At 66.3% G+C, this 25,725-nt stretch carries 23 protein-coding genes; 16 read left to right on the top strand and 7 right to left on the bottom strand.

From position 1 onward, the window contains the following. The first annotated feature begins 61 nt into the window (after positions 1-61). Genes EDF56_RS06470 through EDF56_RS06495 form a run of 6 tightly spaced genes read left to right on the top strand, consistent with a single transcriptional unit; the run spans position 62 to position 6,653 of the window. Positions 62-1,222, top strand: coding sequence for a CoA transferase (locus tag EDF56_RS06470; protein WP_132385940.1), 1,161 nt, complete (start codon positions 62-64; stop codon positions 1,220-1,222). Beyond that, the gene (locus EDF56_RS06475; RefSeq protein WP_132385941.1) at positions 1,219-2,406 is read left to right on the top strand and encodes a CoA transferase; all 1,188 of its coding nucleotides are present in this window, start codon (positions 1,219-1,221) and stop codon (positions 2,404-2,406) included. The genes EDF56_RS06470 and EDF56_RS06475 overlap by 4 nt, the downstream gene beginning before the upstream one ends. Positions 2,407-2,455: 49 nt before the next feature. Further along, positions 2,456-3,361: an NAD(P)-dependent oxidoreductase gene (locus EDF56_RS06480; protein ID WP_132385942.1), complete on the top strand. Its 906-nt coding sequence runs from the start codon at positions 2,456-2,458 to the stop codon at positions 3,359-3,361. Positions 3,362-3,364: 3 nt separating this feature from the next. Then, the gene (locus EDF56_RS06485; RefSeq protein WP_132385943.1) at positions 3,365-4,330 is read left to right on the top strand and encodes an SMP-30/gluconolactonase/LRE family protein; all 966 of its coding nucleotides are present in this window, start codon (positions 3,365-3,367) and stop codon (positions 4,328-4,330) included. 2 nt (positions 4,331-4,332) lie between these two features. After that, positions 4,333-5,178, top strand: a complete 846-nt coding sequence (locus tag EDF56_RS06490; protein ID WP_207904641.1) for a MaoC family dehydratase N-terminal domain-containing protein — start codon at positions 4,333-4,335, stop codon at positions 5,176-5,178. Next, positions 5,175-6,653 carry an aldehyde dehydrogenase gene (locus EDF56_RS06495; RefSeq protein ID WP_132385944.1) on the top strand — a complete coding sequence of 493 codons (1,479 nt, stop codon included), beginning with the start codon at positions 5,175-5,177 and terminating at the stop codon, positions 6,651-6,653. Before EDF56_RS06490 ends, EDF56_RS06495 begins: the two co-directional genes overlap by 4 nt. Positions 6,654-6,832: 179 nt before the next feature. Here EDF56_RS06495 and EDF56_RS06500 read toward each other — a convergent pair whose 3' ends face one another. Further along, complete coding sequence (locus EDF56_RS06500; RefSeq protein WP_243652429.1) at positions 6,833-8,431, bottom strand: ABC-F family ATP-binding cassette domain-containing protein; 1,599 nt, start codon at positions 8,429-8,431, stop codon at positions 6,833-6,835. 116 nt (positions 8,432-8,547) lie between these two features. Between EDF56_RS06500 and EDF56_RS06505 the strand changes: the two genes are divergently transcribed. Continuing rightward, complete coding sequence (locus EDF56_RS06505) at positions 8,548-9,114, top strand: TetR/AcrR family transcriptional regulator (protein WP_132385945.1); 567 nt, start codon at positions 8,548-8,550, stop codon at positions 9,112-9,114. Between the two features lie 56 nt (positions 9,115-9,170). Next, positions 9,171-10,139 (top strand): quinone oxidoreductase, encoded by a 969-nt coding sequence (locus EDF56_RS06510; protein WP_132385946.1) that lies wholly within the window; start codon positions 9,171-9,173, stop codon positions 10,137-10,139. Between the two features lie 48 nt (positions 10,140-10,187). Here the strand turns inward: EDF56_RS06510 and EDF56_RS06515 are convergent, their stop codons facing one another. Further along, entirely contained in the window at positions 10,188-11,762 is a 1,575-nt protein-coding gene (locus tag EDF56_RS06515) for a transporter substrate-binding domain-containing protein (protein ID WP_165912107.1), read from the bottom strand. 139 nt (positions 11,763-11,901) lie between these two features. Further along, a complete protein-coding gene (locus EDF56_RS06520) occupies positions 11,902-12,459 on the bottom strand; it encodes a TetR family transcriptional regulator (RefSeq protein WP_165912108.1) in 558 nt (185 codons plus the stop codon). Positions 12,460-12,581: 122 nt separating this feature from the next. Here EDF56_RS06520 and EDF56_RS06525 point away from each other — a divergent pair, with 122 nt between their 5' ends. The 5 genes from EDF56_RS06525 (at position 12,582) to EDF56_RS06545 (ending at position 18,413) form a co-directional block, all read left to right on the top strand. Continuing rightward, complete coding sequence (locus tag EDF56_RS06525) at positions 12,582-14,612, top strand: molybdopterin-dependent oxidoreductase (protein ID WP_165912087.1); 2,031 nt, start codon at positions 12,582-12,584, stop codon at positions 14,610-14,612. A gap of 130 nt (positions 14,613-14,742) precedes the next feature. Next, positions 14,743-15,126 (top strand): DUF202 domain-containing protein, encoded by a 384-nt coding sequence (locus EDF56_RS06530; protein WP_132385950.1) that lies wholly within the window; start codon positions 14,743-14,745, stop codon positions 15,124-15,126. A gap of 193 nt (positions 15,127-15,319) precedes the next feature. Further along, a complete protein-coding gene (locus EDF56_RS06535; RefSeq protein WP_132385951.1) occupies positions 15,320-16,177 on the top strand; it encodes a TIGR03620 family F420-dependent LLM class oxidoreductase in 858 nt (285 codons plus the stop codon). Between the two features lie 17 nt (positions 16,178-16,194). Further along, complete coding sequence (locus EDF56_RS06540; RefSeq protein WP_132385952.1) at positions 16,195-17,433, top strand: MFS transporter; 1,239 nt, start codon at positions 16,195-16,197, stop codon at positions 17,431-17,433. A gap of 110 nt (positions 17,434-17,543) precedes the next feature. Continuing rightward, complete coding sequence (locus EDF56_RS06545; RefSeq protein ID WP_132385953.1) at positions 17,544-18,413, top strand: aldo/keto reductase family oxidoreductase; 870 nt, start codon at positions 17,544-17,546, stop codon at positions 18,411-18,413. A gap of 15 nt (positions 18,414-18,428) precedes the next feature. Here EDF56_RS06545 and pncB read toward each other — a convergent pair whose 3' ends face one another. Beyond that, complete coding sequence (pncB, locus tag EDF56_RS06550) at positions 18,429-19,733, bottom strand: nicotinate phosphoribosyltransferase (protein ID WP_132385954.1); 1,305 nt, start codon at positions 19,731-19,733, stop codon at positions 18,429-18,431. An 11-nt stretch (positions 19,734-19,744) separates the two neighbouring features. Next, positions 19,745-20,479, bottom strand: coding sequence for an NUDIX domain-containing protein (locus EDF56_RS06555; RefSeq protein ID WP_207904642.1), 735 nt, complete (start codon positions 20,477-20,479; stop codon positions 19,745-19,747). Between the two features lie 83 nt (positions 20,480-20,562). Between EDF56_RS06555 and EDF56_RS06560 the strand changes: the two genes are divergently transcribed. Next, the gene (locus tag EDF56_RS06560; RefSeq protein ID WP_132386323.1) at positions 20,563-21,147 is read left to right on the top strand and encodes an isochorismatase family protein; all 585 of its coding nucleotides are present in this window, start codon (positions 20,563-20,565) and stop codon (positions 21,145-21,147) included. A gap of 41 nt (positions 21,148-21,188) precedes the next feature. Here EDF56_RS06560 and EDF56_RS06565 read toward each other — a convergent pair whose 3' ends face one another. Then, positions 21,189-22,022: an alpha/beta hydrolase gene (locus tag EDF56_RS06565; RefSeq protein ID WP_132385955.1), complete on the bottom strand. Its 834-nt coding sequence runs from the start codon at positions 22,020-22,022 to the stop codon at positions 21,189-21,191. A 495-nt stretch (positions 22,023-22,517) separates the two neighbouring features. Between EDF56_RS06565 and EDF56_RS06570 the strand changes: the two genes are divergently transcribed. Then, positions 22,518-23,435: an alpha/beta hydrolase gene (locus EDF56_RS06570; RefSeq protein WP_132385956.1), complete on the top strand. Its 918-nt coding sequence runs from the start codon at positions 22,518-22,520 to the stop codon at positions 23,433-23,435. Positions 23,436-23,451: 16 nt separating this feature from the next. Here EDF56_RS06570 and EDF56_RS06575 read toward each other — a convergent pair whose 3' ends face one another. Next, positions 23,452-24,483 (bottom strand): NAD-dependent epimerase/dehydratase family protein, encoded by a 1,032-nt coding sequence (locus tag EDF56_RS06575; RefSeq protein ID WP_165912109.1) that lies wholly within the window; start codon positions 24,481-24,483, stop codon positions 23,452-23,454. A 263-nt stretch (positions 24,484-24,746) separates the two neighbouring features. On the opposite strand from EDF56_RS06575, the gene EDF56_RS06580 reads away from it, so the two are divergent. After that, positions 24,747-25,712 carry a hypothetical protein gene (locus EDF56_RS06580; RefSeq protein WP_243652430.1) on the top strand — a complete coding sequence of 322 codons (966 nt, stop codon included), beginning with the start codon at positions 24,747-24,749 and terminating at the stop codon, positions 25,710-25,712. The last annotated feature ends 13 nt before the right edge of the window (positions 25,713-25,725 follow it).

The raw sequence follows: 25,725 nt of genomic DNA on the forward strand, positions 1-25,725 counted from the left end.
GGACGCGACTCCCCTCCGTCAGCCCTGCGGGCTGCCACCTCCCCGGGACGGGGAGGACAAAGTGAGCGCGCCTCTCGATGGGCTCAGGGTCGTCGTCCACGCTTCGGGCGTGGCGGCGGCCTATGCGGCGCGCCTTTTGGGCGTGCAGGGGGCCGAAGTGATCTTCGTCGAACCGCCTTGCGGTTCGGTCCTGCGCGATGAACCTCCATTCGTCCCGTCAGGGGAGGGAGCGAAGCCCACTTCGGCCCTGTTCGCCTATCTCGCCGCCGGGGCCCGCAGCATTGTCTGCGATCTCACGGCGGAGGAAGGGCGGGCCGCGCTGGGCGGTCTGCTGAGCGCCTGCGACATCTTCATAGACGATACCCCGTTGGCGCTGCGGCAGGCTGGTGGGCTGGATGAACCGACCGTCACTGCGCGCCATCCCCAACTCGTCCACGTTTCGGTCCTGCCGTTCGGTTCCCATGGTCCCAAGGCGCACTGGAAGGCGAGCGAGATCAATCTCCAGCACGCCTCGGGTGAGGGGAACCTGCTGCCCAACGGCCTCTCGGTGGAGCTTTTCCCGGACCGCGCGCCGGTGAAGATCGCCGGGCATTTTGCCGAGATGCAGGGCGGCATCGCCGCTGCCCTTGGCGCGCTGTCCGCGCTCTGGGTGCGGGACGACGTGGGCGGCCAGTTCGTGGACATCGCCAGTCAGGACGCCGCCCTGGCCGTGGGCGCTTTCGCGATCCAGCGGCTGGGAGACGGGTCCATCGAGCACCGCGTCGAACGCTCGTTCCGTTACGGCGGCGTGGTCCCCTGCGCGGACGGTTTCGTGGAATTGCTGACGCTGGAGCAGCGCCAGTGGGATGGGCTGGTCAAGCTGCTCGGCAGCCCGCAATGGGCGCTCGATCCGGCGCTGGCGGATAGCCTTGAACGCAGCCGCCGGGGGCCCGAGATCAACCGCCACATCCGCGAATGGGCCATCGTGCGCAAGGTCGACGATATCGTGGCCGAGGGGCAGAAGCTCTCGGTCCCCATCGCCCGCTACAAGACGCCCGCCGAAATCCTGCGGGGCAGTCAGGAACATCATCGCCGCCTGTTCCAGCCGGTGCCCGTTTCGGGAACCGGGCTGGTGAACATGCTGGTCTCTCCCGTCCATGTCGATGGCACGCCGCTTTCGCTGCGTGGCGGTCCGCCGGAACTGGGCGAAATGAACCACATCCCGGCCGAGGTGCTGTCATGACGCTTCCCCTGAAGGGTATCCGCATCGCCGATTTCACGGTGCACAACGCGGGGCCGTTCTGTACGCAACTGCTCTCGCAGCTTGGCGCCGAAGTGGTGAAAGTGGAGAGCGCGATGCGGCTCGACGCCTTCCGCAAACCGCACCCGGTCTACGGCCGCATGGGCCCGGCGACGTTCGATCAGGTCGCCTCCAACAAGCTTTCGGTGCGCATCAATCTGAAGAAGGCCGAGGGCGCGGCTTTGGCCAAGCGGCTCGTCGCCGTCTCGGACGTGGCGGCGGAAAGCTTCCGGCCCGGCGTGATGGACCGGCTGGGGCTGAGTTTCGCGGCCTTGCAGGCGGTGCGCCGCGATCTGGTGATGCTGTCGGTGTCCTCCTCCGGCCAGACCGGGCCGGACAGCCACTTTGCCGGTTATGCGCCGCTGTTCGGTGCATGGGGCGGGCTAGGCGAGCTGACCGGCTACGAGGACGGGCCGCCGGTCGAGATGCGCCACGTGATGGACCACACCGTCGGCATGAACGCCGCCGTTGCCGTTATGGCTGCGCTCCATCGCCGCCGGGTGACGGGCGAGGGCGGGCATGTCGATGTGGCCGCGCGCGAAGTTGCCGCCTCTCTGGTGGGCGAGGCGCTGTTGCTGGCCGCTGCGGGAGGAGAGCCCCGGCGTGCCGGCAACGACCATCCGCGCATGGCGCCGCACGGCGTCTATCCCGCATTGGGCGAGGATCGCTGGATCTCGATTGCCGTGGAAGATGACGCGCAGTGGCAGGCGCTTTGCGCTGTGACCGGGATCGCGCCGGACGCGCGCTTTGCCAGCGAGGCGGATCGTCATGCCCATCGGCGCGAACTGGATGGACTGGTTTCGGCCTGGACCGCGACGCTCCCGGCCGAGGATGCGGCGCGGTGGCTGCAGGCGGCGGGTGTTGCTGCCCACGCCTCGTGGACCACGCCCGAGATTGCCGCAGACCCCCACCTTCGCGCGCGCGGGGCGGTGGTCGAAGTCACCGAACCGGACGGCAAGCGCCGTGCAGCGGTGGGCGTGCCGATGCGGCTGTCCAAGGGCGAAGATATCGGCATAGTCCGGGGTACCCCCGCGCTCGGCGAGCACGAGGATTATGTCTACGGCGAACTGCTCGGCATGGGTCGGGCGGAGCGCAATGCATTGGAAGAGGCTGAAGTGATCTATTGAAGACCTGATCGCAGGTACCTGAAACGCAAGAAGCAAGGACCTTGGGAAGATGACTGAAACGATACCCGCACTGGGTTTCATCGGGCTGGGCGTGATGGGCAGCGGCATGTGCGCGAATGCGGTGCGCAAGCATGCCGGGCCGCTCCACGCTTTCGACATGAATGCCGAGGCTTTGGCCGCGCAAGTCGCGAACGGGGCGGCGGCGGCTGGATCTGTTGCCGATGTAGCGCGGGCGGCGCGCGTCATCTTCCTCTCGCTGCCCGGAGGCAAGCAGGTCCATGCGGTGTGCGAGGAGATCGCTGCCCATGCCGCGCCCGGCACCATCGTCGTCGATCTTTCCACTACCAGCGTGGCCGAGGCGCGCGCGGTGGCGGGCTTGCTGGCGGCCAAGGGCATCGCTTTCGCCGATGCGCCGGTGGCGCGCACGCGGCAGGCGGCTATCGACGGCACGCTCTCGATCATGGTCGGCGCGGATGAGGCGCTGTTCGCGCGGATCGAGCCGCTGCTGCGCTACATGGGATCGGACGTGACGCTCTGCGGCGATGTGGGCTGCGGGCAAGTGGTGAAGCTCATCAACAACACCCTGCTGTTCGAGCAAGTGGCCGCGCTAGCGGAAATGTTCGTCGTGGCGGAGCGTGCGGGCGTCGCCCCCGCCAAGCTGGTGGAGGCGGTTTCGCTGGGGTCGGGGGACAGCTTTGCGCTGCGCAACCACGGGCTGAAAGCCATGGTCCCGCGCCAGTTCCCGGAAAAGGCGTTCCCGATGCCCTATGCGGTCAAGGACCTGGGCTACACGATCGAGCTGGCCGAGCAGATGGGCGTCGAACCGCGCCTGCCGCGTCTTGCCGCCGAGTATTATCAGGCCGCCATCGATGCCGGGATCGGCCAGAGCTACTTCCCCGGGATCATCGAAGTGGTCGATCCGCGCGCTCGCCCCGATGCTGGCAAGGGGGCTTGAGCGATGGAATTGCGCAAGCTGGAATACCGCGTCGTCACCGATGGGCTGATCTTTCCCGAAGGCCCCATCGCCATGGCCGACGGCTCGGTGCTGGTGGTGGAAATCAAGGGGACGCGCCTGATCCGCGTGCAGCCGGACGGGAGCAAGGAGGTCATCGCGCACCTCGGCGGCGGGCCCAACGGCGCCGCGATCGGGCCGGACGGGGCCTGCTACGTCGCCAATAACGGCGGCTTCCACTGGATTACCGAGGATAATCAGGGCGTGAAGGGCTACAACCGCCCGCACGGCCGCGCGGCGGACTATACCGGCGGCGGCATCCAGCGCGTGGACCTCGAAACCGGGGAAGTGACCGCGCTCTACACCCATTGCGACGGCGTGCCGATCAACGGCCCGAACGACATCATCTTCGATGCGCAGGGCGACATGTGGTTCACCGACCACGGCAAGACCTACAATCGGGTGATGGACTGCGGTGTGCTCTATCATGCGGCGGCGGACGGTTCGTGGATCCGGCAGGCGGCGTTCCCGCTGATGACGCCCAACGGCTGCGCCCTCTCGCCTGACGAGAAAACCTTCTATGTCTCGGAGACCGAGACCGGGCGGCTCTGGCAATGGCCGATCCTGGCAGCCAACGAACAGGGGAAGCGCGAGCTTGGCAAGAAGGCGTGGCCCTCGCCCAATGGCGGCACGATGCTGGGGCAGGCGACCGGCTACCAGCGCTTCGATTCCATGGCGCTGGAGGCGAACGGCAATATCTGCGTCGCCACGCTGGTAACGGGCGGGATCACCGTGTTCTCTCCCGAGGGGGAGAAGCTCGAATACTGGCAGGGGCCCGAGCCCTTTTGCACCAACATCTGTTTCGGCGGGCCGGACATGAAGACGGCGTGGATCACCATATCCGGCCACGGACTGCTGGTCGCCGTCGACTGGCCGCGCGCGGGCCTGCCGCTGCTCCATCAAAGGAACTGAACTTGAGCGAATTCGAAGACTGGATCGGGCGCAGCGTTTCCGTGACCGACGTGCTGGAATGCGCGCGCAGCAATGCCCTCGACGTGGCATTGGGCGGGGAGGGCGCCGGTAAGGCGGGCGATCCGCTGCCGCTGCTCCACCACTGGCTCTATTTCTGGGACGTGAAGCCGCCGCAGGGCCTCGGTGCGGACGGGCATCCGGCCAAGGGCGGTTTCCTGCCCCCGGTGCCGCTGCCGCGCCGCATGTGGGCGGGCGGGCGTGTCTCGTTCGTGAAGCCGCTGCTGCTGGGCCAGACCGTCACCAAGACCTCGACGATCACGGCGATCAAGGAGAAGACCGGCAGCACCGGCAAGCTGGTCTTCGTCACGGTCCGCCACGATCTCGACGTGGGCGAGGGCATTGCCGTCAGCGAGGAACAGGATCTTGTCTACCGCGAACCGGCCTCCGCCATGTTGCCCGCGCCGGTCGCCGCGCCTGCGCCGGATGTGGCCTGGCGCGAGGAGGTGAACCCGGATTCCGTGCTGCTGTTCCGTTACTCCGCGCTCACCATGAACGGCCACCGCATCCACTACGACCGCAAGTACGCGATGGAGGAGGAGGCCTATCCCGGCCTTGTCGTCCACGGGCCGCTACAGGCAACGCTGCTGGTGGCGCTCGCCGCGCGCAGCCTCGACGTGCCGGTCACGGGCTTCGATTTCCGGGGGCAGCAGCCCGCGTTCGACGGCGTGCCGCTCCACGTCTGCGGACAGGCGACGGAAAGCGGCGCCGAAGTCTGGACCCAGCAGGGCGAGGCAAAGAACATGGTCGCCACCGTGCGTACGTCGGTTCTGGCCGGGAGCGCAGCATGACCGAGACTTACGGCCTCTTCATAGATGGCAAGTGGCGCCCCGCTTCCGACGGCGGCACGCTTCCGGCGATCAATCCCTACGACCAGTCGGTCCATGCCCATATCGCCGTCGCCACGTCCGGCGATGTCGAGGATGCGATCTCCGCCGCGCGCCGCGCCTTCGATACCGTGTGGAGCAAGACCACGCCCGGCGAGCGGGCGAAACTGCTCAACAAGGTGGCCGACCTGCTCGATGCCGATGCAGACCGCATGGCGCTGCTGGAGACCACCGACAACGGCAAGGTCATCCGCGAGACGCACAACCAGATGGGCTATGCCGCGCGTATCTTCCGCTATTACGCGGGCTGGGCGGACAAGATGCACGGCGACGTCGTGCCGTTGGACCAGAAGGACACGCTCGATTTCGCGATCCGCGTGCCGTTCGGCGTGGTGGCCGCGATCACCGCGTGGAACTCGCCCGTCGCCATCCTGACGAACACGTTGCCGGCGGCGCTCGCGGCGGGCAACTGCGTGATCCTGAAGCCCAGCGAACATGCCTCCACCACCACGCTGGAAGTGGCGAAAATGTGCGAGAAGGCGGGCTTCCCGGCCGGTGTCGTGCAAGTCGTGACCGGCGCGGGAGAAGTCGGCCGCGCGCTTAGCGAGAGCAAGCGGGTCGACAAGATCAGCTTCACCGGCAGCCCCGGCGTCGGCCGCCTGATTGCGCAGGCGGCGGGCGCGAACCTGAAGCCGGTGACGATGGAACTGGGCGGCAAGTCACCCAACATCGTGTTCGACGATGCCGACTTCGACCGCGCGCTGATCGGCGCACTGGCGGGCATTTTCGGCGCCACCGGGCAGACCTGCATTGCCGGATCGCGCCTGCTGGTCCAGCGCGGCATCTATGAGCGCATGGTGGACGGCCTAGCCAAACGCGCGGCGCAGATCCGCATGGGCGACCCGCGCCTGCCCGAGACCGAGATGGGCACGGCCGCCAATCAGCCGCAGTTCGAGAAGATCCTCTCCTTCATCGAAGCCGCCAAGGGCGACGGTGCGCGCCTTGTTGCGGGCGGGGGCCGGGCCGAGGGTCCGGGGCTGGAGAAGGGCTTCTTCATCGAGCCGACCATTTTTGCGGACGTGCGCAACGACATGAAAGTCGCGGCCGAGGAGATATTCGGCCCGGTGCTGTCGATCATTCCCTTCGAGGATGAGGACGAGGCCGTCTCCATCGCCAATGACACGCCTTATGGGCTGGCGAGCGGCGTCTGGTCCGAGAACATCAGCCGCTGCATGCGGATGACGCGGGCGATCCAGTCGGGCGTGGTTTGGGTCAATACCTACCGCGTCGCCGCTCCGCAGGCGCCGTTCGGGGGGATGAAGGATTCCGGTTTCGGCCGCGTGCGCGGCGAGGCGGGGATTCTGGAGTTCACCCAGACGAAGAACGTGTTCATCGACTTTTCCGGCGACCGGCGTGATCCGTTTTCGATGAAGTTCTGAGCGGTCAACCAAGCTCCTCCCCTGCAAGGGGAGGTGGCAGCGCGAAGCGCTGACGGAGGGGTGTAACGCTCTCGGCGTGGCACTCTGCTGAGAGCTGGACACCCCTCCACCACCCTTCCTTCGACAAGCTCAGGATGAGCGGGGGCGGTCCCCCTCCCCTTGCAGGGGAGGACTTTAGTTCACCCCAACCCGAACCGCCGGGAAACGCCGATGGCGTCCAGAAACGCCTCGTCATGGCTCACCACCAGCAGCGCGCCGTCGTAAGCCCGCAGGCCCGCCTCCACAGCCGCGATGGAATCGAGGTCGAGGTGGTTGGTCGGCTCGTCCAGCATCAGCAACGGCGGCGGTTGAACCCCGCCGAGCACGCAGGCCAGCGCCGCGCGCAGCGTTTGGCCGCCGGAGAGCGTGCCGACCACGCGGTCCGCCGCCGAGGCGCGGAACTGGAAGCGGGCCAGCGCGGCGCGGCGGCCGTTGTCGTCCATCCCCGGATTGAGCCGCGCGAAGTTCTCGACGATCGAGGCGGCGGGATCGAGCAGCGAGAGCCGCTGGTCGAGGAAGGCGAACGGCACCAGAGCCCCGGCGCTGCCTGACCACGGCGCACTGCGACCGGCAACGAGCGCGAGCAGGGTGGATTTGCCCGCCCCGTTCGGCCCGGTGACGGCAACCCGCTCGGGCCCGGTGAGGGTAAGGTTCACGCCCTTGAGCAGCGGCACCCCCGGTTCATGTCCGAACGTCGCGCCGCGCACATCCAGCACGCGCTGCCCAGCGGCAAGCCCGGTCGGCGCCAGTGAGACGGAAAGCGTCTCCAGCCGCTCGACGCGGCTTTTCGCCTCATCTAGCCCTTGCGAGGCGGCCTGTTCGATGCGGTCGGCGAGGCGGGCATTGTCGCCGCCGCTCTTCTCCGCCCGGTCGCGCCGGGCGCCGGCAAGGATGCGCGGCATGTCCCCCCGCGCGGCCTTGCGGCTGCCCGCCGCATCGCGCCGCTGCTTGCGCTCGACGGCGACTTGCGCCTTGCGCTTGACCTCGGAAATGCGGCGCTCGGCGGCGGCAAGATCCTGCTCGGCGGCGGCGAGTTCCACGGCCTTGCGCTCTCGATAGGCGCTCCAGTTGCCGCCGTAGCGCGCGGCGCCGAGCGTGGTCATCTCGACAATGGCGTCCATCGCTTCCAGCAGTTCCCGGTCATGGCTGACCACCACGGCGCCCGCGCGCCAGCCTTCCAGCAATTCGCGCACCGCGCGGCGTCCCTCGCGGTCGAGGTCGTTGGTCGGTTCGTCCAGCAGCAGGAAATCGGGCCGCGCAAAGACCGCACCCGCCAGCGCCACGCGCGTACGCTGCCCGCCGGAAAGCGCAGCAAGCCGGGTTTCGGGCGCCATGTCGAGACCCACTTGCGCCAGCGCCTCGGCAAGGCGCGCCTCCAGCGTCCAGTCGGCCTCGGCCAGTTCGTCGAGCGTGGCGGTGCCTGCCTCCGCGCGCCGCAGCACGGCAAGGGCCGGGGCGATGTCCATGAGATCGGCAATAGTCTCTTCGGGCGAGACCTGGACGATCTGCCGCATCGTGCCGATGGTTCCGGAACGGATCACCTGCCCGCGCTCGGGTTCGAGCGTGCCGGTCAGCAGGCGCAGCAGCGTGCTCTTGCCCACGCCATTGCGGCCGACGATCCCCGCGCGCTCGCGGCTGAAGTCGATGGAAAGGTGCGTGAGCACGGGCTGACCGTCGGGCGTGGACCACGAGACGTCGGCAAGCGAAAGCGAAGATACGATTCTGGAAGGCGCAGGCATGGGGATTCCCTGAAGGCAAGGCGGTTGGGGCGTTGCGGTCAGGGGCGGATCACATGCGGCGAATCTCTCGTCAGTTCGTTATTGAATGGTCGTTCCAATAACCTTATATGCGGCGCATGGCAAGACCCCGCACTTTCGATGTCGACGCCGCCCTCGATGCGGCCATCGCGGTATTTCAGGAGCATGGCTTCGAAGGCACTTCGGCGCAGATGCTGGTCGCGGCGATGGGGATCGGGCGGCAGAGCCTTTACGATACGTTCGGGGACAAGTGGCAGCTCTACCAGCAGGTCCTGCGGCGTTACGTCCTGGCGGAGGGCCAGGCCCACCGCGCCGCGCTGCGCACCGGGCCGCGCGCGGTCGACGGGATCGAGGCGATGGTGGCCCGCGTGGTGCGCGAGGCGGCGGTGCCCTGTCTGGGTGTGGGCTCGATTGCGGAATTCGGCTGCTCGCATCGCGAACTCAACACGATCAATGCCGCTGCCGACCGCGCCTTGCGCGCCGGGTTGATCGAACGGATCGAGGCCGCGCAGGCCGAGGGCGATCTGGCCGCAACGCTCGATCCCGATGCGGCGGCGACTTACCTGATCGCCAGCTTTGCCGGCATCCGCCTCGCCGCGCGGGGCGGCGCGGAGGGTGCGCAACTGGATGCGCTCGGCGGCATGGTCATGCGCGCGTTGCGCTGATCAGGCCGCCCTTTTTTTGGTTTGTTATGGAACGATCATTCAAGAAAGGAATCAAGATGCAGGTAGTGGTGATGAACGGCATCGGCGGCGCCGACCGGCTGGAATTCGTGGAACGGCAGGAGCCGGTGCCCGGCCCCGGCGAAGTGCTGGTCGAAGTGGCGGCCGCAGGTGTCAACTTCATGGACATCGGCGTGCGGCAGGGCATGGCCTGGAACGAGATCCCCGATCCCAAGGTGCTCGGCGTCGAGGGCGCGGGCCGGGTGATCGCGCTGGGCGAGGGCGTCGGCGATTTCGCGGTGGGTGACCGTGTGGCGTGGGTCTACCTTCCCGGCAGCTATGCGCAGCGCGTGGTCGCGCCGGTCGATGCGCTGGTCCGCGTGCCGGATGGGATAGACGACCGTACCGCTGCTGCCGTGATGATGCAGGGCCTCACCGCAAGCCACTTCGCGACGGACTTCTATCCGGTGCAGCCCGGTGATGTGGCGCTGGTCCATGCCGCGGCGGGCGGGCTGGGTCTCTTGCTGACGCAGATCGTCAAGCTGCGCGGCGGTACGGTTATCGGCCGCGTCTCCCGCGCGGACAAGGTCGCCGCCGCGCGCGCGGCCGGGGCCGATCACGTTGTCGTCGATGCGGACGGGAATTTCGCCGAAGCGGTACTGGCGCTGACCGGCGGGGAGGGGGTGAACGTGGTGTTCGACGGGTCAGGCCCCGCCACATTTGCCGGGTCGCTGGCAGTGCTGCGCCGTTCGGGGACGTTCTGCTGGTACGGCCCGGTGCTGGGCGGGCCGGGGCCCATCGACGTGATGAGCCTGCCGAGGAGCATCAAGCTGGGTTATGCGGTCTTCTCCGACCACATCGCGACCCCGGCGCTGCTGCGCGAGAAGTCGGCGCAGCTGTTCGACTGGATCGCGCAAGGCAAGTTGAAGATCCACATCGGCGCGACCTATCCGCTGCGCGATGCGGCGCGGGCTCACACGGACATGGAGGGGCGCCGCACGACGGGCAAGTTGTTGCTCATCCCCTGACCCGTGAACCGAACCCCGGCGGTGGCGGCGTCGCCGGGGCAGTCCGGTTCAGTGCAGCGTCTTCTCGAGTTGTTTCTTGGCGGCCTCGCGGCGATTGTGTTCGTCCAGAACGAGGCTGTAGGCGATGTAATACTTGTAGATATTGCTGACATAGGTCGGCGTCTCGACGCCGATCTTCTCCATGGCGACGCGCTCCACGTTGCCGAACCAGACGTTCGGATTCAGGCCCCGTTCCGCCGCGATGCGGCGCAAGTCGCGGATGCGGCCCGCCCCGGCGTTATAGGAGGCGAACGTGAACAGCCCCTTGTTGAGATCGTCCATCGGCTCGTTCTGGAAGTAACGGTCGCGCATGAAGCGCATGTATTTCACCCCGGCGTGAATATTGGGGTCCAGTTCATGGATATTGCCGACGTTCTGCTGCGCGCCGGTGGCCGGCATGAGCTGCATGACGCCGATCGCGCCGACGTGGCTCTTGGCATTATTATCGAGATGCGATTCCTGATAGCCTTGCGCGGCCATCAGCAGGAAATCGAACTTGTACTCGCTGCCGTATTTCCGAAACAGGTCGACCATGTTCAGGAATTTCTGGCGCTGGTCCGTCGACGTGGCGTCGGTGACGAACTGGGTGTTCTGAAGATAGCGCTTGCTGAGCACCCGGCCGATGACGGAATCGAGGCCGTCCTTGGCGATGAAGCCGTTGAGCGCCGTGCGCAGCTGCGGATTGCCCTTGCGGACGGCGACGGCCAGATTTCCGCCGGTCCGCAAGGCGATATCCTCATGGATTTCCAGCTTGGGCAGGACCTGATGCCAGAAATGCGCGAGATAGTCGTCCACGACGGTCGCGGGCACGAGCCCGGCGTTGACCATTTCCAGAATGTCGTCGTCTTCGAGCGATTCCGGGGCCGCCTTGATATCGACAGGCTTCTTTCCCTGCGCCACGAGGCGGGCGTTAAGCGCCTCCAGGCTGTTGAAATAGCTTGAACTCTTGCGCACGAAGACTTGCCGGCCCGACAGGTCTTCCAGCGAATGGACCGGCGGCGTGCCGGGCGCCGTTATCAGGAGTTCGTTGACGTTCCGGCGGGTCGGGTCAGTGAAGTCCACCAGCTTCTGGCGCTCCGGCGTGGTGGTGAGCTGGCCGATCACGAGGTCCACTTTCCCGTCGTGCAGGGCGGGGAGCAGCATGTCCCGCTGCATCGGAATCGGGATGACGTGGATTTTGGAGCCGCCAGGCGTGCCGAATTGCTTGTTCAGCTTGTCTTCCAGCAAGGTGATGTATTCGTAGGACAATCCACGCTGCTGGCCATTGTCGATGAAGTAGAACGTGCGATTGTACGTGACGCCGACGCGGACGATATGGCGCTTGATCATTTCGTCGAGATCGCCGGTAAAGGCCTTGTCGACCAGCGGGAGCAGTTCGGCGGGTAGCGCCAGTTCGCCGCGCGGAACGGCGTCTGGGGCGGCCTGTCCGCCCTGACCTTGCGCGCGCCCCTGTTCGGACTGGGATCCCGGATTCTTCTGGTGACAGGAACTGGCCAGAGTGAGCAGGATCAGCGCCGCCATTCCAAGGCGGCCAGAGGGGCGGCGGTTACGGTGAACATGGTCGGCAGACGGGCTCATTCGCATGGCGTTTTCCTGACGGCCCCGATGTCTTTCGCATCCTATCCTTATCCGGCGCGCCTGTGCATCGGGATTTACCATGAAGCGGCGCGGGTCGTTGATGTAGAGCGGAATTCCAGCGGCGCGATTCAGGATCGCGCGCACGTCACCGATCGCGGCCCACGTCCACGATCGCCTGGAGGGACTGCGCCAGCCAGCGGAGCGAATGCTCCGGAATCGGCCCTTCGTGCAGGCCCTGCATCTGGATCGCGAAGCCGCTGAGCAGCGCGAACATGTCCATTGCGCGCTCGGCCGCATGGGGCGGGCCCAGCCATTCCATCAGCGGCTCGATCATCTCCCGGCGCGAGACGCGCATGGCCACTTCGCGGGATTCGGGATGGGCCAGCGCGAGCACCAGCATCACGGTGATATCGGCATTGCTGCGATCGGGGATCAGCCGGGCCATCGCCTCGCCGAAACCGGCCTTTTCCTGGCTGAATACGGTGTTGGCCCGCACCACATGCATCAGCGCATGCTCGAACAGGCGGGCCTTGGTGCCGAAATATTTGCTGATGAGCGATGGCGCCACGTCGGCGCGTTCCGCAATGTCGCGCAGGCTGGCCTGCGCATAGCCGAGCCGCGCAAACGTCGCGGCGGCGACGGCAACAATGCGCTCCTGTGTCGCGGCCAGGTTGCGGCGCTTCGGAACGACCGGTTTGTCCATTGCGGACGGCCTATCCATCATCCCGGGCGTTGACAAGATGCACTAAGTGGCCGACTGACCACTTATGCGGAATCGCGTTCGTCGATGCGGCTTCGCATGCTGCCAAAGCCGGGAGAGGTTACGTGCAGGACACCAGCAGCAAGCGCACTTATTGCCGCGTCTGCACCAACCAGTGCGGCATGGTGGTGGAACTGGAAGATGACCGGATCGTCAAGGTCAGGGCGGACCGGGACCACCCGCTCAGCAAGGGTTACAGCTGCCCCAAGGGGCGTGCACTTGGCGGCATTCACCATCATCCCGATGCGATCACCCGGCCGATGATGCGCAAGCAGGGCGTGCTGGTGGAAGTGGACTGGGACGAATGCCTGGACGACATCGCCCAGCGGCTGCGCGCGGTGATCGACACGCATGGTCCCGGCGCGGTGGGCGTCTATTTCGGCAGCGGGCTGGGCATGGATGCTTCCGGCTATCACATGGTCGATGCCTTCCATAAGGCGCTGGGCACGGCGCCGAAGTTCTCGCCGCTGACTATCGACGGCACCGCCAAAGTGCTGGTGGCGACCCTGGTCGGCGGCTTCCCCGGCCTTTCTCCCAAGACCGACAACGACGATGTGGAGATGCTGCTCTACGTCGGCGTCAATCCCATGGTCAGCCACGGCCACAACACCGGCATGTTCAATCCGGCAGGGCCGATCCGCGCGGCGGCGAAGCGGGGCGAGGTCTGGACCATCGATCCGCTCTTCACCGAGACCGCGAAGTTCTCCACCCGCCACATCGCGCCCTATCCGGGCAAGGACTATGCGATCCTGGCGTGGCTGGTGCGGGAGATTCTGGATGGCGGGCCGATGGACCTTGCGCAGCCGGTTCAGGGGCTGGAGGAACTGCGCGCCGCGCTTGCCGGGTTCGACCGGGCGAAGGCCGCCGCCATCGCCGGCGTGCCGGAGGAGGATCTGGCTGACCTGCTCGCGGCGATCCGCCGCAAGGGCCATGTCGTGGTGGAGACGGGTACCGGGGTGACGATGGCGGATTCCGCCAATGTCACGCAGTGGCTGGCCTGGGTGCTGATGATCCTGACGGGCCGGATGAACCGCAAGGGCGGGGCCTGGTTCCATCCCGGCTTCATCACCTGCTACGACAGTTTCGAACTCCCGGTGATGGAGCATCCCTTCACGCCCGGCGCGCCGACGATGCCGGAAGTGAACGGGCTCATCGGCGACTGGCCCTGCGCCGCGCTGCCGGGCGAGATCGCCGCCGGGAATATCCGGGCGATGATGAACTTCGGCGGCAGTCTGCTGCGCTCGTTTCCCGATACCAATCTGCTGCGGCGCAATCTCGAAACGCTGGACCTCAACGTCACGTTCGAGATCATCGGCAACGAGACGACAGCGCTTTCCACGCATGTCCTGCCGACCAAGGATCAGGTCGAGAGGGCGGATATCTCGTTCTGGGATACGCTCGCGGGTAGCGTTTCGCTACTCTACACGCCGCCGGTCGTGGCGCCGCAGGGGGAGCGGCGCTCGGCGTGGTGGGTGATCGCACAGCTCATGAAGCGCGCGGGCATGCGGGTCGCTCCGCATGTGCCCGCCAGCGATCTCGACGCGGGGGCGGACGATGCGATGCTGGCATCGCTGATGCCCTATGCCCGCGCCGGTTTCGACGAACTCGCGCGCGAGGGTGCGATCACGAAACCGCTGGAATTCCCCGGCAAGTGGGTGGACGACCATGTCGAGCGGATGGGCGGCTGGCGACTGGCGCCCGGCGTTCTCGTGGACACATGGCATGCGTTGCTGGAGGACGACGAGGCCCGGATCGGGCGCGCGCACCCGCTGTGCTTCATTTCCCGGCGCCAGCGGCGCAAGCTCAATGCGGCGCTCAGTTTCCTCGGCAGCCCGGCCGACATCATCCTCCATCCGCGCGATGCCGAAGCCTATGGGATCGTGCATGGCGATCCGGTGCGGGTGTCGACCAAGCGCGGCGAGATCGTGCTGACCGCCAATGTGAGCGATACGATCCGCCCCGGCGTCGCCTCGATCCCGCACGGGCACGAGACGGCCAATGTCAATCTCCTGACCAGTACCAGCGAGGTCGACCGGACGACCGGGATGGTGCGCTACACCGGCATTCCGATAGAGATCGCGCCTGCCTTGGGCTAGGCCCTCGGTGCTCGCGTCCCGCGCGACCGAGGGTTTATACCGATGGGAGCGCGCTGCCTGATCGCTAGCCTTCGTATCGCAAGGTGGCGGGACCTGTCTGGCCCGCCGTTCCAACGCATGGAGAACCGCGATGACGGACTCGGGCCACAGGGCCGCGCTGCCGCAGGATCTGGGAGAAGTGCGCACGATCATGGCGGCCGACCGGACGCTGATGGCGTGGATACGCACGGCGCTGTCGATGTTCAGCTTCGGCTTCACGATCTACAAGGTCCTGCAGTCGATGGCGGAGGCGGGCAGTATTGCCTCTTCGAGAAGCGCGCAAACGGCAGGGTTGGTGCTGGCGGGGCTGGGCGTCACCGCGATCGTGCTGGGCTCGTTCGGCTATTGGCTGACCATGCGGGATCTTCAGAAAGTGGGCGAATTCCGGCTCGGCCGCCCGGTGCTGGTCATGGCGGCGATCATGTCGGTTCTGGGCATCCTGCTTTTCATCGGCATCGCCAAGCGGGCGGTCTAGCGGTCCCGCCTTCCCGCGCGATAACGCCCCGGCGTTTCGGGATCGGGCCGATGGTGGGCTAGGCTCACGCATTGGCGCCGAAAGGCGAAAAACCGGACAAGGTCGTACGCATGGAATTTCCCGCGATCGAAGACGCTGAGGCTCGTGAGCATGCCGGGCTTCGGAGCACCGTGACGGTCAAGGATCTGGCACGATGACGGCTGGAATCGGCCGGATTGGCGTGTGGTCGCTCGAACTGCGCTTCGGAGATCGCGGCACGGCCAGTGCCGCCGCTGCGGAACTTGAGGCGCTGGGCTATTCGGCACTGTGGGTGCCCGGCGGGATCGGCGGCGACATTACCGGCGATATCGACCATCTCCTCGATGCCACCTCCCGCGCGACGATTGCGACCGGCATCCTCAATATCTGGAAGCACGATCCCGTCGAGATTGCCGACTGGTGGAAGGCCCTGCCTGAAGACAGGCGTGCGCGCGTGCTGCTCGGCCTTGGCGTGAGCCATGCGCATATCGTGGGTGAGGCTTACGCCAAGCCGCTTGCGGTGATGCGGGACTATCTCGACCGGCTGGACCACGCCGGCCTGCCGCCCGAGGCGCGCTGCCTTGCCGCGCTGGGCCCGAAGATGCTGGAACTTGCAGGTGCGCGCACGCGCGGCGTCCATCCCTATCTGGTGACGCCCGCCCACACCGCCATTGCCCGCGAAGCCGTGGGGCCGGACAGGCTGGTCGCGCCCGAGCAGGGCGTCATCCTTGAAACCGATCCCGAACGCGCCCGGGCCATCGGCAGGGCTGCGCTCGCGAATTACCAGTCTTATCCGAACTATCAGAACAATTGGCGGCGGCTGGGCTTTACCGACGCGGAAATCGCGTCGGCCAGCGACCGCCTGATCGATACGCTGTTCGCCTGGGGCGACGCGGAGGCCATCGCCGCGCGCGTGAACGAGCACTTCACCGCCGGAGCGGACCATGTCTGCATTCAGGCGATCACCGGAGCCGGCCTCGATGTGGCGCCGGCGCTTGACGTATTACGGGAATTGGCACCAGCACTGCACTGAGGCCGCGAGAGGATGCAATGACATATCTGGGTGAGCTGCGCCGTAACTGGCGACCGCTGTTGGCCGCAACGATCGGCATGGGTAGCGGCATGTCGCTGGTGGGCGTTATCACCAGCACCATCGCGCCGTCGCTGGTGGCGGACGTGGGCTGGTCGAAGGCCGATTTCGCGATGGTGGGCAGCCTTGCGCTGATCATGTCGTTCGTCTTTCCGTTCATCGGGCGGCTGACCGATCTGTTCGGCGTTCGCCGCACGGCGCTGATCGGGCAGGTCGTGCTGCCGCTGGTCTATCTGGCCTATAGCCTGATGGACGGCCGGCTGGGCGTCTATATGGTCATCTTCGCGGTTCAGAGCGTGATCTGCGTGACGACCACGTCCACCGTCTACACGCGCCTGCCGGTGCAATATGTGAAGAACGCGCGTGGCCTGGCGCTGGCGATCGTCGCGTCCGGCCCGGCGCTGGCGGGCATCGTCATCGCGCCGTTGCTCAACGACTATGTCGAACTTCACGGCTGGCGCGCGGCCTATCAGGCGGTGGCGATCTTCACCGCGATTGCCGGTCTGGCGACGTTCCTGCTGATCCCGGCCAGCAGCGCGCCCGCAAAGTCCGGCACGGCGGCGCCCAAGCGCCGCGCGCGTGAGGACTATCCGGCGATCTTCCGCATGCCCGCTTTCTGGATCCTGCTGGGGGCGATGCTGCTCTGCAATCTGCCGCAGACCATCATCCTCGTTCAGCTCAAGCTGCTGCTGCTGGCCAACGGCGTTACGGGCGAAGGCGCCGGGATCATGCTCAGCACGGTATCGGTGGGCATGCTGGCCGGACGCTTCGTCACCGGCGTCGCGCTTGATCGGTTCCCGCCCTATTTCGTGTCCTTCGTCAGCCTCGCGTTGCCGAGCCTCGGCCTGTTCATCATCGCCTCGAGCTTTGACGCGCCGGCGGTCCTGACCGCCGCCGTGTTCTGCCTTGGCTTCGCATTCGGTGCCGAGGGTGACATTGTCGCCTTCCTCGTTGCCCGCCACTTCGGCGTCGAGATCTACAGTTCGACGCTTGGCCTGCTGACGGCGGCGATGTCGTTCTCGACCGCGGCGGGCGCCGCGCTGCTGAGCTACACGCTGGCCCGCACGGGCGGTTACGAGACGTTCCTGGTGATCGTCGGCTGTGCGGTGCTGGCCGGGGCAGCGATGATCCTGCTGCTCGGCCGCGCTGCGCCGGCGCGGGTTCCGGTTGCCGAGGGATTGGCGCCGCGGGCGTCTTGACCGGGGGCTTCTCTTCGCCCTATTTGATGGGTGGGACGGAGGCACTATTGTGCGGCGCAGGCGGTTCTTGAACGCCTGCTGCCCGTGCGTGCATCCAAGGACATCCGTACATGACCGATATCAGCAAGGCCGGCAGCTACGTTCTGGGCGATCGCAGCGTGCGACGCATGGGCTACGGCGCCATGCAACTCGCGGGCCCCGGCGTTTTCGGCCCGCCGCGCGACCATGACGCCGCCGTGCGCGTGCTGCGCGACGCGCTGGAGGCCGGCGTCAACCACATCGACACCAGCGACTTCTACGGCCCACACGTCACCAACCAGATCATCCGCGAGGCACTTCATCCTTATGCGGACGATCTCGTGATCGTCACCAAAGTGGGCGCGGTTCGCGGCGAGGACGCCTCATGGATGCCCGCGCAGAGCCCGGCGGAGCTGACGCAGGCGGTTCATGACAACTTGCGCAATCTCGGGCTCGACGTGCTCGACGTGGTGAACCTGCGCGTCATGGGCGATGTCCATGCGCCCAGCGAGGGATCGATCGAGGCACAGTTCTCCGCGCTTGCCGAACTGCACCAGCAGGGCCTCATCCGCCATCTGGGCATGAGCAACGCGACCGCCGCGCAGATCGAGGAGGCGCAGGCCATCGCCCCGGTCGTCTGCGTGCAGAACCTCTACAACCTCGTCACCCGCACGGACGAGGCGCTGGTCGATAACCTGGCGGCGCAGGGCATTGCCTATGTGCCGTTCTTCCCGCTGGGCGGTTTCACGCCGATCCAGTCGCAGGCCCTCTCGGACCTTGCGGCGGAACTGGAGGCGACACCCCTGCAACTGGCGCTGGCGTGGCTGCTGGCCCGCTCGCCCAACATGCTGGCGATTCCCGGAACCTCCAGCCCGGCGCATCTTGCGCAGAACCTTGCGGCAGCCGAACTCGAACTCACGCCCGAGGTGATGGCGCACCTGGAGCAGATCGCCGCAGATTGACCGGTAGGCCGGGCGTCAGACCGTCACTTCGGCGGCTTGACGCCCGGCCTCGCCGAAGACCCGCAAATAGCGTTCGATCTCGGCCGGGTCGCCGGTGGCCTTGGCGGGGTTGTCGGACAGCTTGACGGCGGGCCGCCCCTCGGCCTCGGTCACCTTGCATACCAGCGAGATCGGGTCGAGCCCGTCGGTCTGGAACGGCGCGCAGCCCCGGAAGTCGTTGGTGAGGTTGGTCCCCCAGCCGAAGCTCATGCGCACGCGGCCGTGGAAGTGGCGGTAGGTCGCCTCGATGCTGTCCACGTCCATCCCGTCCGAGAAGATCAGCAGCTTTTCGCGCGGGTCGCGGCCCTGTTCCTGCCACCAGCGGATGATCTGTTCGCCGCCCTCGATCGGCGGCGCGCTGTCCGGGCGGAAGCCGGTCCAGTCAGCCACCCATGCAGGCGCGTTGCGCAGGAAAGCGGCGGTGCCGAACGCATCGGGCAGGACGACCAGCAGGTTGCCGGCATAGTGGTCCTGCCAGTCACGCAGCACGCGGTAGGGCGCTTCGGCCAGCGCCGCGTCGTCGGGCGCCAGCGCGGCGAGCACCATCGGCAGTTCGTGGGCATTGGTGCCGATTGCTTCCAGATCCGCATCCATGGCCAGCAGCACGTTGGAGGAGCCGATGAAACGCTCGCCAAGGCCCTCCTTCAGCGCTTCGACGCACCAGCGCTGCCACAGGAAGCCATGGCGGCGGCGCGTGCCGAAGTCGGAGATGACAAGGTCGGGCAGCTTGCTGAGCCGCTCCACCTTCTCCCACAATTTCGCCTTGCCGCGCGCATAGAGCACGTCGAGTTCGAAACGGCCGCGTCCCTTCATCGCCGCGCGCGAGCGCAGTTCGTTGATGATCGCCAGCGCCGGGATTTCCCACATCATCGTGTGCGTCCACGGGCCGTGGAAGCGCAATTCGTACTGCCCGTCGACCTTGCGGAGATCGTATTCGGGAAGCTGGAACGTGGCGAGCCAGGCGATGAAATCCGGGCTGAACATCTGCCGCTTGCCGTAGAAGCTGTTGCCCGCCAGCCAGATCAGCTCCTTCTTGCCGAACCGCAGCGAGCGCGCATGATCGAGCTGGGCGCGCAGCTCCTGCTCGTCGATCACCTCGGCAAGGCGGACCTTTTTCGTGCGATTGATCAGCTCGAACGTCGCGTGCACGTCCGGATGAAGCTGGCGGACCATCTGCAACATCAGCAGCTTGTAGAAATCGGTATCGAGCAGGCTGCGCACGACCGGATCGAGCCGCCAGTTGTGGTTGTACGTGCGCGTGGCGATGTCGGTATAGACCATGGGAAACCTGTTCAGCCGGAAATGGGAAGACTGCGAAACCGGAAGAGTTCGGCGGGGCGGAAGGAGGAGCCGGTTTCGCGCTCTCCGGTCGGCTCCAGCCAGCCCCGGTCGAGCATGCGGCGGCGGAAGGCCGGTTTGTTGAGCGGCACGCCCAGGATCGCCTCGTGCACGTCCTGCAAGGCGCGCAGGGTAAACCGCTCGGGCAGGAGCGCGAAGCCGACCGGCGACCAGTCGATCTTGCCGCGCAGTCGCTGCACAGCAAGGCCAAGGACTTGCGCGTGGTCGAATGCGAGGGGGAGCGCGCTGTCCTCGCTCCATGCTTCGCCCGCCACGTCTCCGGTTGTGCGCGGCACGGCGATACGCGCGAGGGAGAGGCTGCCGTCGGCTTTGAGCGCGGCGGCGAAACAGTCGGCGGGAAGCAGTGCGAAATAGGCCACCGAGATGACCCGTGTGCGCGGATCGCGGTCCACGGCGCCGAATGTGTAGAGCTGTTCGACATAGGCGCCTGCCATGTGCGCCTTGTCTCCCAGCACGCGGCGCGCGGCCTCGTCCAGCCCCTCGTCCATCCGCACGAAGCCGCCGGGAAGCGCCCAGCGGCCGGCGAAAGGCGGTTCCTCGCGTCGGACCAGCAGCGCGGCGGGGGCTCCGCCGATCACCGACATCAGCACGAGGTCGACCGCCACCGAGGGCCGATCATAGGCGCCGGGATCGTATCCCGTCAGGAATTCGGCTTCGCTCAAAGCCATGATGCACCCTTATGTTCAGGTTGCACTTTACTTATTCGCGATTTGAATATAAGTCAATGGGCTCAGCATAGGGAGTCGTGACGATGGCCGGTTTCGTGATCGTGGTGGACATGCAGCGCGACTTCGTGAAGGCATCGGGCGCGCTGCCCGTGCCGGATGCCGAGGCGATCGTGGCGCCCATGCAGCAATGGCTGGCGGCGCTCGATCCGCAGGATACGGCGGGCGTGCTGATGACGTTCGATACCCATGTGCCTGATGTCTACGTGGGTTCGCCGGAGGCGGAGGCGTTTCCGATCCACTGCGTGCGCGGCACGGCGGGATGGGAAACCGTGCTCGATCCCGCGCTCATCGATCCGGCGATTCCGGTGCATGTACTGGAAAAAGGCGTGTTCGACATGTGGGCGGAGCCGGGGATCGCGGTCCGTCCGCTCGGCGGCGGAGAAGGCGTGGACCGCGATGCGTTCTTCGCGCGGCTGGCCGCTTCGGGCGTGCGCGACGTGACGGTGGTCGGCGTGGCGGCGGACTACTGCGTGCGCTGGGCGGCGGACGGCCTGATCGCGCGCGGGTTTGCCGTGGCGCTTCCCGCCGCACTCACGCGCGGTATCGGGCAGGGCATCGATGCGGTGGCCGAGGATTTGCAGGCGCGCGGCGAAGTGACGCTGGTCTGAATGGCTTGGCGAGCAGGCAGGCCTGCTCGCCAAGATGATCCTCAGTCGCGGGCGAAGGCCAGCAGGTCGGCGTTGAGGCGGTCCTGATGCGTCTTGGGGAAGCCGTGCGGGGCGTCCTCGTAAGCGATCAGCGCGGCATTGGGCAGGATTTCGGCGGCGCGCTTGCCGGTGATCTCGAAGGGAACCACTTCGTCGCCGGTGCCATGGATGACGAGCGCGGGGATCTCGATGTGCTTCATTTCCTCGCGGAAGTCGGAGGCCCAGAACTGTTCGACGCAGGCGTAGAGCGCATTGACGTCGGCCGCCATGCCCTGCCTCCAGAAGTCCATGCGCCAGCCTTCGCTCTTGGGCGCGCCTTCCTTGTGCATGCCGAAGAACACGTCGGGGAAGTCGAGGAAGAACTGCGAGCGGTTGTCGATCAGCGCCTTGCGGACACCGTCGACCACTTCGATCGGCACGCCGTCGTCGTTGCCGTTCACTGCGCCCATCAGCGGCGTGACCGCGCCGAGCAGCACCATCTTGGAGATGCGGCCGGTGCCGTTCGAACCGGCGTGGCGGGTGATGTAGCGGGTGATCTCGCCGCCGCCGGTCGAGTGGCCGACAAGGATCGCATCGGTCAGATCGAGGTGCTTGATGACCGCTGCCAGATCGTCGGCATAAGTATCCATGGTGTTGCCGGTGGCGCTGGCGTCCGAGCGGCCGTGGCCGCGGCGGTCATGCGCGATGACGCGGAAGCCGTTGTTGGCAAGGAACTGCATCGTGCCGTCCCAGGCATCCGAGCTGAGCGGCCAACCGTGCGAGAAGACGATCGGACGGCCCTGTCCGAAATCGCGGTAGAAGATGCGGGTGCCGTCGGTGGTGGTGACATATGCCATGATGCTGATCCTTGCTGGGAGGGCCGGTTGAAAGGTGTAAGTCGCTGCGTTTGCTGCGGTAAATGGACACTATGAGGAAACCCGGCTTGGAAAAATCCCGATAAAACCTCTGCATACGTTCTATGAAATGGAAAAGATCACGCGTTTGCGCGCGTCTGGTCCTTGCCTGGCGGGGTGATGTCAGGGCACCCTGAGAAATCTTCCGTATGTCACTGCCAGATAGGCAAGAATGCTTTCTCGCGGTGCGGATCTGGTTTACAGTCGCGCCGACTACGCCGCCGGTCGGGGCCATTTGGCGGCTATCCTTCAAGAACAAGATGCGGCCAGTTCTGGCCGTAGCGACCAACAGGATCTTTCACGGCCCGCTGAGGTGTGTCTCAAGCGAAGTAGATAGTCCGCATTACTGCGCCGCGAACGGTGCCAGACGTCCAGACCCTTTCCCAGATCGAATGTATGCCGGGCCGATTGCGCCGGGCGATGTCACAGGAGAACAGGATGTTGAAATTTCTTGTCGCTGCCGCTGCCACATTGCTTGCCACGGCGACTCCGGCGCTGGCCGATATCGTGCCGCTTCCCGCCAGTTTCGCGGTCAAGGACATCGCCACCAACGGCACTACCCTGCATGTTCGCGTGGGTGGCAAGGGCCCGGCGGTGCTGCTCATCCACGGCTACGGCGAAAGCGGCGACATGTGGGGCCCGCTGGCAACCGCGCTGGCGCGCAACCATCAGGTCATCATCCCGGATCTTCGCGGCATGGGGCTTTCGGCGCGGGCGGAAAGCGGCTTCGACAAGAAGACGCAGGGCGTGGACATGTCCGGGCTGCTGGACAGCCTGAAGGTCGGCAAAGTGGATGTCGTCGCCCATGACATCGGCAACATGGTCGCCTTCGCCTTCATTTCCGAAAACCCGCAGCGCGTCGGCAAGGTAGTGCTCATGGACGCACCGATCCCCGGCGTCGGTCCGTGGGACGAGATCCTCAAGAGCCCGATGCTCTGGCATTTCCGCTTTGGCGGGCCGGACATGGAGCGATTGGTGGCCGGGCGCGAGCGCATCTATCTCGACCGTTTCTGGAACGAATTCTCGGCCGATCCCGCCCATTTCGATGAGGCTTCGCGCCAGCACTATGCCGCGCTCTACGCCCGGCCCGGCGCGATGCACGCGGGCTTTGCCCAATTTGCCGCGTTCGATCAGGACGTGATCGACAACCGTGCATTCATGGCGAAGGGCAAGCTGTCCAATCCGGTGCTGGCCATCGGCGGCGCCAAGTCCTTCGGGCCGACGATGGCGGCCGTTGCCCAGGGCGCCTTTTCCAATGTCCAGCAGTCGGTGATCGACGGTTCGGGGCATTGGCTGATGGAAGAGCAGCCAGCGGCGACGACCGCCGCAATCGTCGCGTTCCTGGACGCCAAATAACGCGCGGAGCTTGCCGTCAGAGCATGGCCTCTACCGCCGGGTAGATGCCGCGCTCGATCAGCGCCTCGCGGGTGCCCGCGGGGCGCCAGCCCAGAGCGGCAATGCTCTGGGCGGCGTCGTATGTGGCGCGGTGGGAACGGCAGCGCCAGTCGTGCAGGCTGGAAAGGTGGCGGTTGGGATGGCGGATCGCCGTCTTGACCAGCCCGCGCGCCAGATCGGTCAGCCAATAGCGCCAGATGGCGCGCGGCGCGGCATGGACCCTGCCGCCCGAACGCGCCTGCATCGCCGCGACATAATCGCGTGCGGACAGCAGGGGGGCATCGGCGATCAGGAAGCTGCGCTCCTCGATGGCGGGTACGTCCAGCGCCCGGACGAGCGCATCGGCGGCATCCTCTACCAGCACGAAGGGCAGCTTGTGCCTGCCGTCTCCCCAATAGGTCAGCCGGTTCCACTCGGTAAATCGGCCGACGCCGTAGTGGACGGGGGAACTGCCAGCGCCGATCACGATGCCAAGGCGCAGGATGACCAGCGGCAGGCCCTGCTCGCGCGCCATCGTGCGGAGCATGTCCTCGCAAGCGGCCTTTGACCGGGCGTAGTGGTTGCGCCGCTCTATGCGCGGGTCGAGCGTGGTCGATCCGTCGATGCGGTCGTCGGGGCAGGCCGAGGCATAGGAATCGATCGATCCGACATAGATGAACCGGCGCACGCCCTGGCGCAGCGCCGCTTCGGCCACCTGCCGCGTCGGCTCCACGTCGTTATCCAGGTATTCCTGCCAGTTGCGCCCCTCGCCCTTGGCGAGATGGCAGACCGCATCGACGCCTTCCAGCGCGGCATGGAGTGCGGCCGGATCGCGATAGTTGCCCTCGACCAGTTCAACCCGTTCACCGCGCAGGGCTGGGGGCGCGGCCAGCGCATTGCGGGTGAGCACGCGCGCCGCGCGGCCGCTTTCGGCAAGCCGCGCGACAAGGTGCTGGCCGACGAAGCCGGTACCGCCCACCACCAGAACGCGCCGCGCCTCCGCGCTCTCCGGAAATTGTGGCGATGACATGGTGAGGGCACACTCCCGGCGAAACGATCCGATGAGAATAGTGCACTCGCGCGCTCGCGGAAGTTTGGGAAATGGGGACCGGAAACTCCGGATTGTTTGCCGAACCCGGACATAGCAGATCATGAATTGAGGGTTCGAGACTTCTCTTGATGTCGGGGTGGCATCTTGCTCGTTGAAGAGGAGGCACGTCGAAAATACGGGCCTGCCCAAATCCGAGTCTACGCCGCGGCATCATCAAGGGTCTGCCTATCGATGGAGCCGGCATGTCGAAGACGATTTCCCAGAAAATACTGAACCGCCTTGGCGACAAACCGGCACAACTGGCTTTCAACCTCTCGAACACGTCGCTGATGCGGCGGCAGCTTGGGCGGCGCTACAATGAAGCGCTGGCATCCCATCGCCCGTTGCTGCCCCGGCTTGAGGGGATCGACCGGCTGATCGTGGAAGGGCTGGAGCGCGACGGCGTGTTCATCACCTCGCTCGACGCGCTGGGCCTTTCGGGTTCGGCGGAAATGCTGCGCGCGGCGCAAAAGGCGGCGAGCGAATGCGCCGAGGACGCACGGCGCGAAGCGGGTGCCGGGCGCGAGTTCACGTGTGCGCCGGCCTCCGCCACGGTCGAGAATCCGGAGATATTCCACTGGGGCCTCAACGACCGTCTGCTCGACATTGCCGAGGCCTATATCGGCCTGCCCGCCGCCTATGACGGCATGGCGCTGATCTATACCGTTGCGGACGGCACCGAACTGGGCCCGCGCCAATGGCACCGCGACCGCGAGGACCGCAAGATGATCAAGCTGGCGGTCTATTGCAGCGACGTGACCGACCGGGGCGGCCCGTTCGAACTCATCAGCCGGGTAGACCCCTCGCAAGGTGTCGACGACCGCTACGTCTACGAGTTCGGCACTCCCGAAGTGCTCAACGAACGATTGGGTGCCGACTATTCGCGCGATGTCGTCAGTTGCACCGGTCCGGTCGGAACGGTGGTTTTCGCCGACACCGCGCGCTTCTTTCATCGCGGTGCACCGGCGCACGACAAGGACCGCGCCGCGCTGTTCTACGGCTATTTCGCGAACAGCACGCGGCATCCCTATTTCTGCGAGCGGTCGGGCCTGAAACGGCGCGAAATTGCGGAGCTGGTGCAGGGCATGTCGCCCCGCCAGCGCGCCAGCGCGCTCTGGCAAGAGGGGCTGCCCGCGTGGCTGAAACTGATCCCCCCGGCCCCGATCTGAACCGATCTGTCGG

It is taken from the genome of Novosphingobium sp. PhB165 (genome assembly GCF_004341845.1).
Lineage (GTDB): Bacteria > Pseudomonadota > Alphaproteobacteria > Sphingomonadales > Sphingomonadaceae > Novosphingobium.

Excerpts from the sequence above, each read along its gene's own strand:
- EDF56_RS06475 (WP_132385941.1), top strand. The coding sequence starts at position 1,219 with ATGACGCTTCCCCTGAAGGGTATCCGCATCGCCGATTTCACGGTGCAC.
- EDF56_RS06480 (WP_132385942.1), top strand. The coding sequence starts at position 2,456 with ATGACTGAAACGATACCCGCACTGGGTTTCATCGGGCTGGGCGTGATG.
- EDF56_RS06485 (WP_132385943.1), top strand. The coding sequence starts at position 3,365 with ATGGAATTGCGCAAGCTGGAATACCGCGTCGTCACCGATGGGCTGATC.
- EDF56_RS06495 (WP_132385944.1), top strand. The coding sequence starts at position 5,175 with ATGACCGAGACTTACGGCCTCTTCATAGATGGCAAGTGGCGCCCCGCT.
- EDF56_RS06500 (WP_243652429.1), bottom strand. The coding sequence starts at position 8,431 with ATGCCTGCGCCTTCCAGAATCGTATCTTCGCTTTCGCTTGCCGACGTC.
- EDF56_RS06505 (WP_132385945.1), top strand. The coding sequence starts at position 8,548 with ATGGCAAGACCCCGCACTTTCGATGTCGACGCCGCCCTCGATGCGGCC.
- EDF56_RS06510 (WP_132385946.1), top strand. The coding sequence starts at position 9,171 with ATGCAGGTAGTGGTGATGAACGGCATCGGCGGCGCCGACCGGCTGGAA.
- EDF56_RS06515 (WP_165912107.1), bottom strand. The coding sequence starts at position 11,762 with ATGCGAATGAGCCCGTCTGCCGACCATGTTCACCGTAACCGCCGCCCC.
- EDF56_RS06520 (WP_165912108.1), bottom strand. The coding sequence starts at position 12,459 with ATGGACAAACCGGTCGTTCCGAAGCGCCGCAACCTGGCCGCGACACAG.
- EDF56_RS06530 (WP_132385950.1), top strand. The coding sequence starts at position 14,743 with ATGACGGACTCGGGCCACAGGGCCGCGCTGCCGCAGGATCTGGGAGAA.
- EDF56_RS06535 (WP_132385951.1), top strand. The coding sequence starts at position 15,320 with ATGACGGCTGGAATCGGCCGGATTGGCGTGTGGTCGCTCGAACTGCGC.
- EDF56_RS06540 (WP_132385952.1), top strand. The coding sequence starts at position 16,195 with ATGACATATCTGGGTGAGCTGCGCCGTAACTGGCGACCGCTGTTGGCC.
- EDF56_RS06545 (WP_132385953.1), top strand. The coding sequence starts at position 17,544 with ATGACCGATATCAGCAAGGCCGGCAGCTACGTTCTGGGCGATCGCAGC.
- pncB (WP_132385954.1), bottom strand. The coding sequence starts at position 19,733 with ATGGTCTATACCGACATCGCCACGCGCACGTACAACCACAACTGGCGG.
- EDF56_RS06555 (WP_207904642.1), bottom strand. The coding sequence starts at position 20,479 with ATGGCTTTGAGCGAAGCCGAATTCCTGACGGGATACGATCCCGGCGCC.
- EDF56_RS06560 (WP_132386323.1), top strand. The coding sequence starts at position 20,563 with ATGGCCGGTTTCGTGATCGTGGTGGACATGCAGCGCGACTTCGTGAAG.
- EDF56_RS06565 (WP_132385955.1), bottom strand. The coding sequence starts at position 22,022 with ATGGCATATGTCACCACCACCGACGGCACCCGCATCTTCTACCGCGAT.
- EDF56_RS06570 (WP_132385956.1), top strand. The coding sequence starts at position 22,518 with ATGTTGAAATTTCTTGTCGCTGCCGCTGCCACATTGCTTGCCACGGCG.
- EDF56_RS06575 (WP_165912109.1), bottom strand. The coding sequence starts at position 24,483 with ATGTCATCGCCACAATTTCCGGAGAGCGCGGAGGCGCGGCGCGTTCTG.
- EDF56_RS06580 (WP_243652430.1), top strand. The coding sequence starts at position 24,747 with ATGTCGAAGACGATTTCCCAGAAAATACTGAACCGCCTTGGCGACAAA.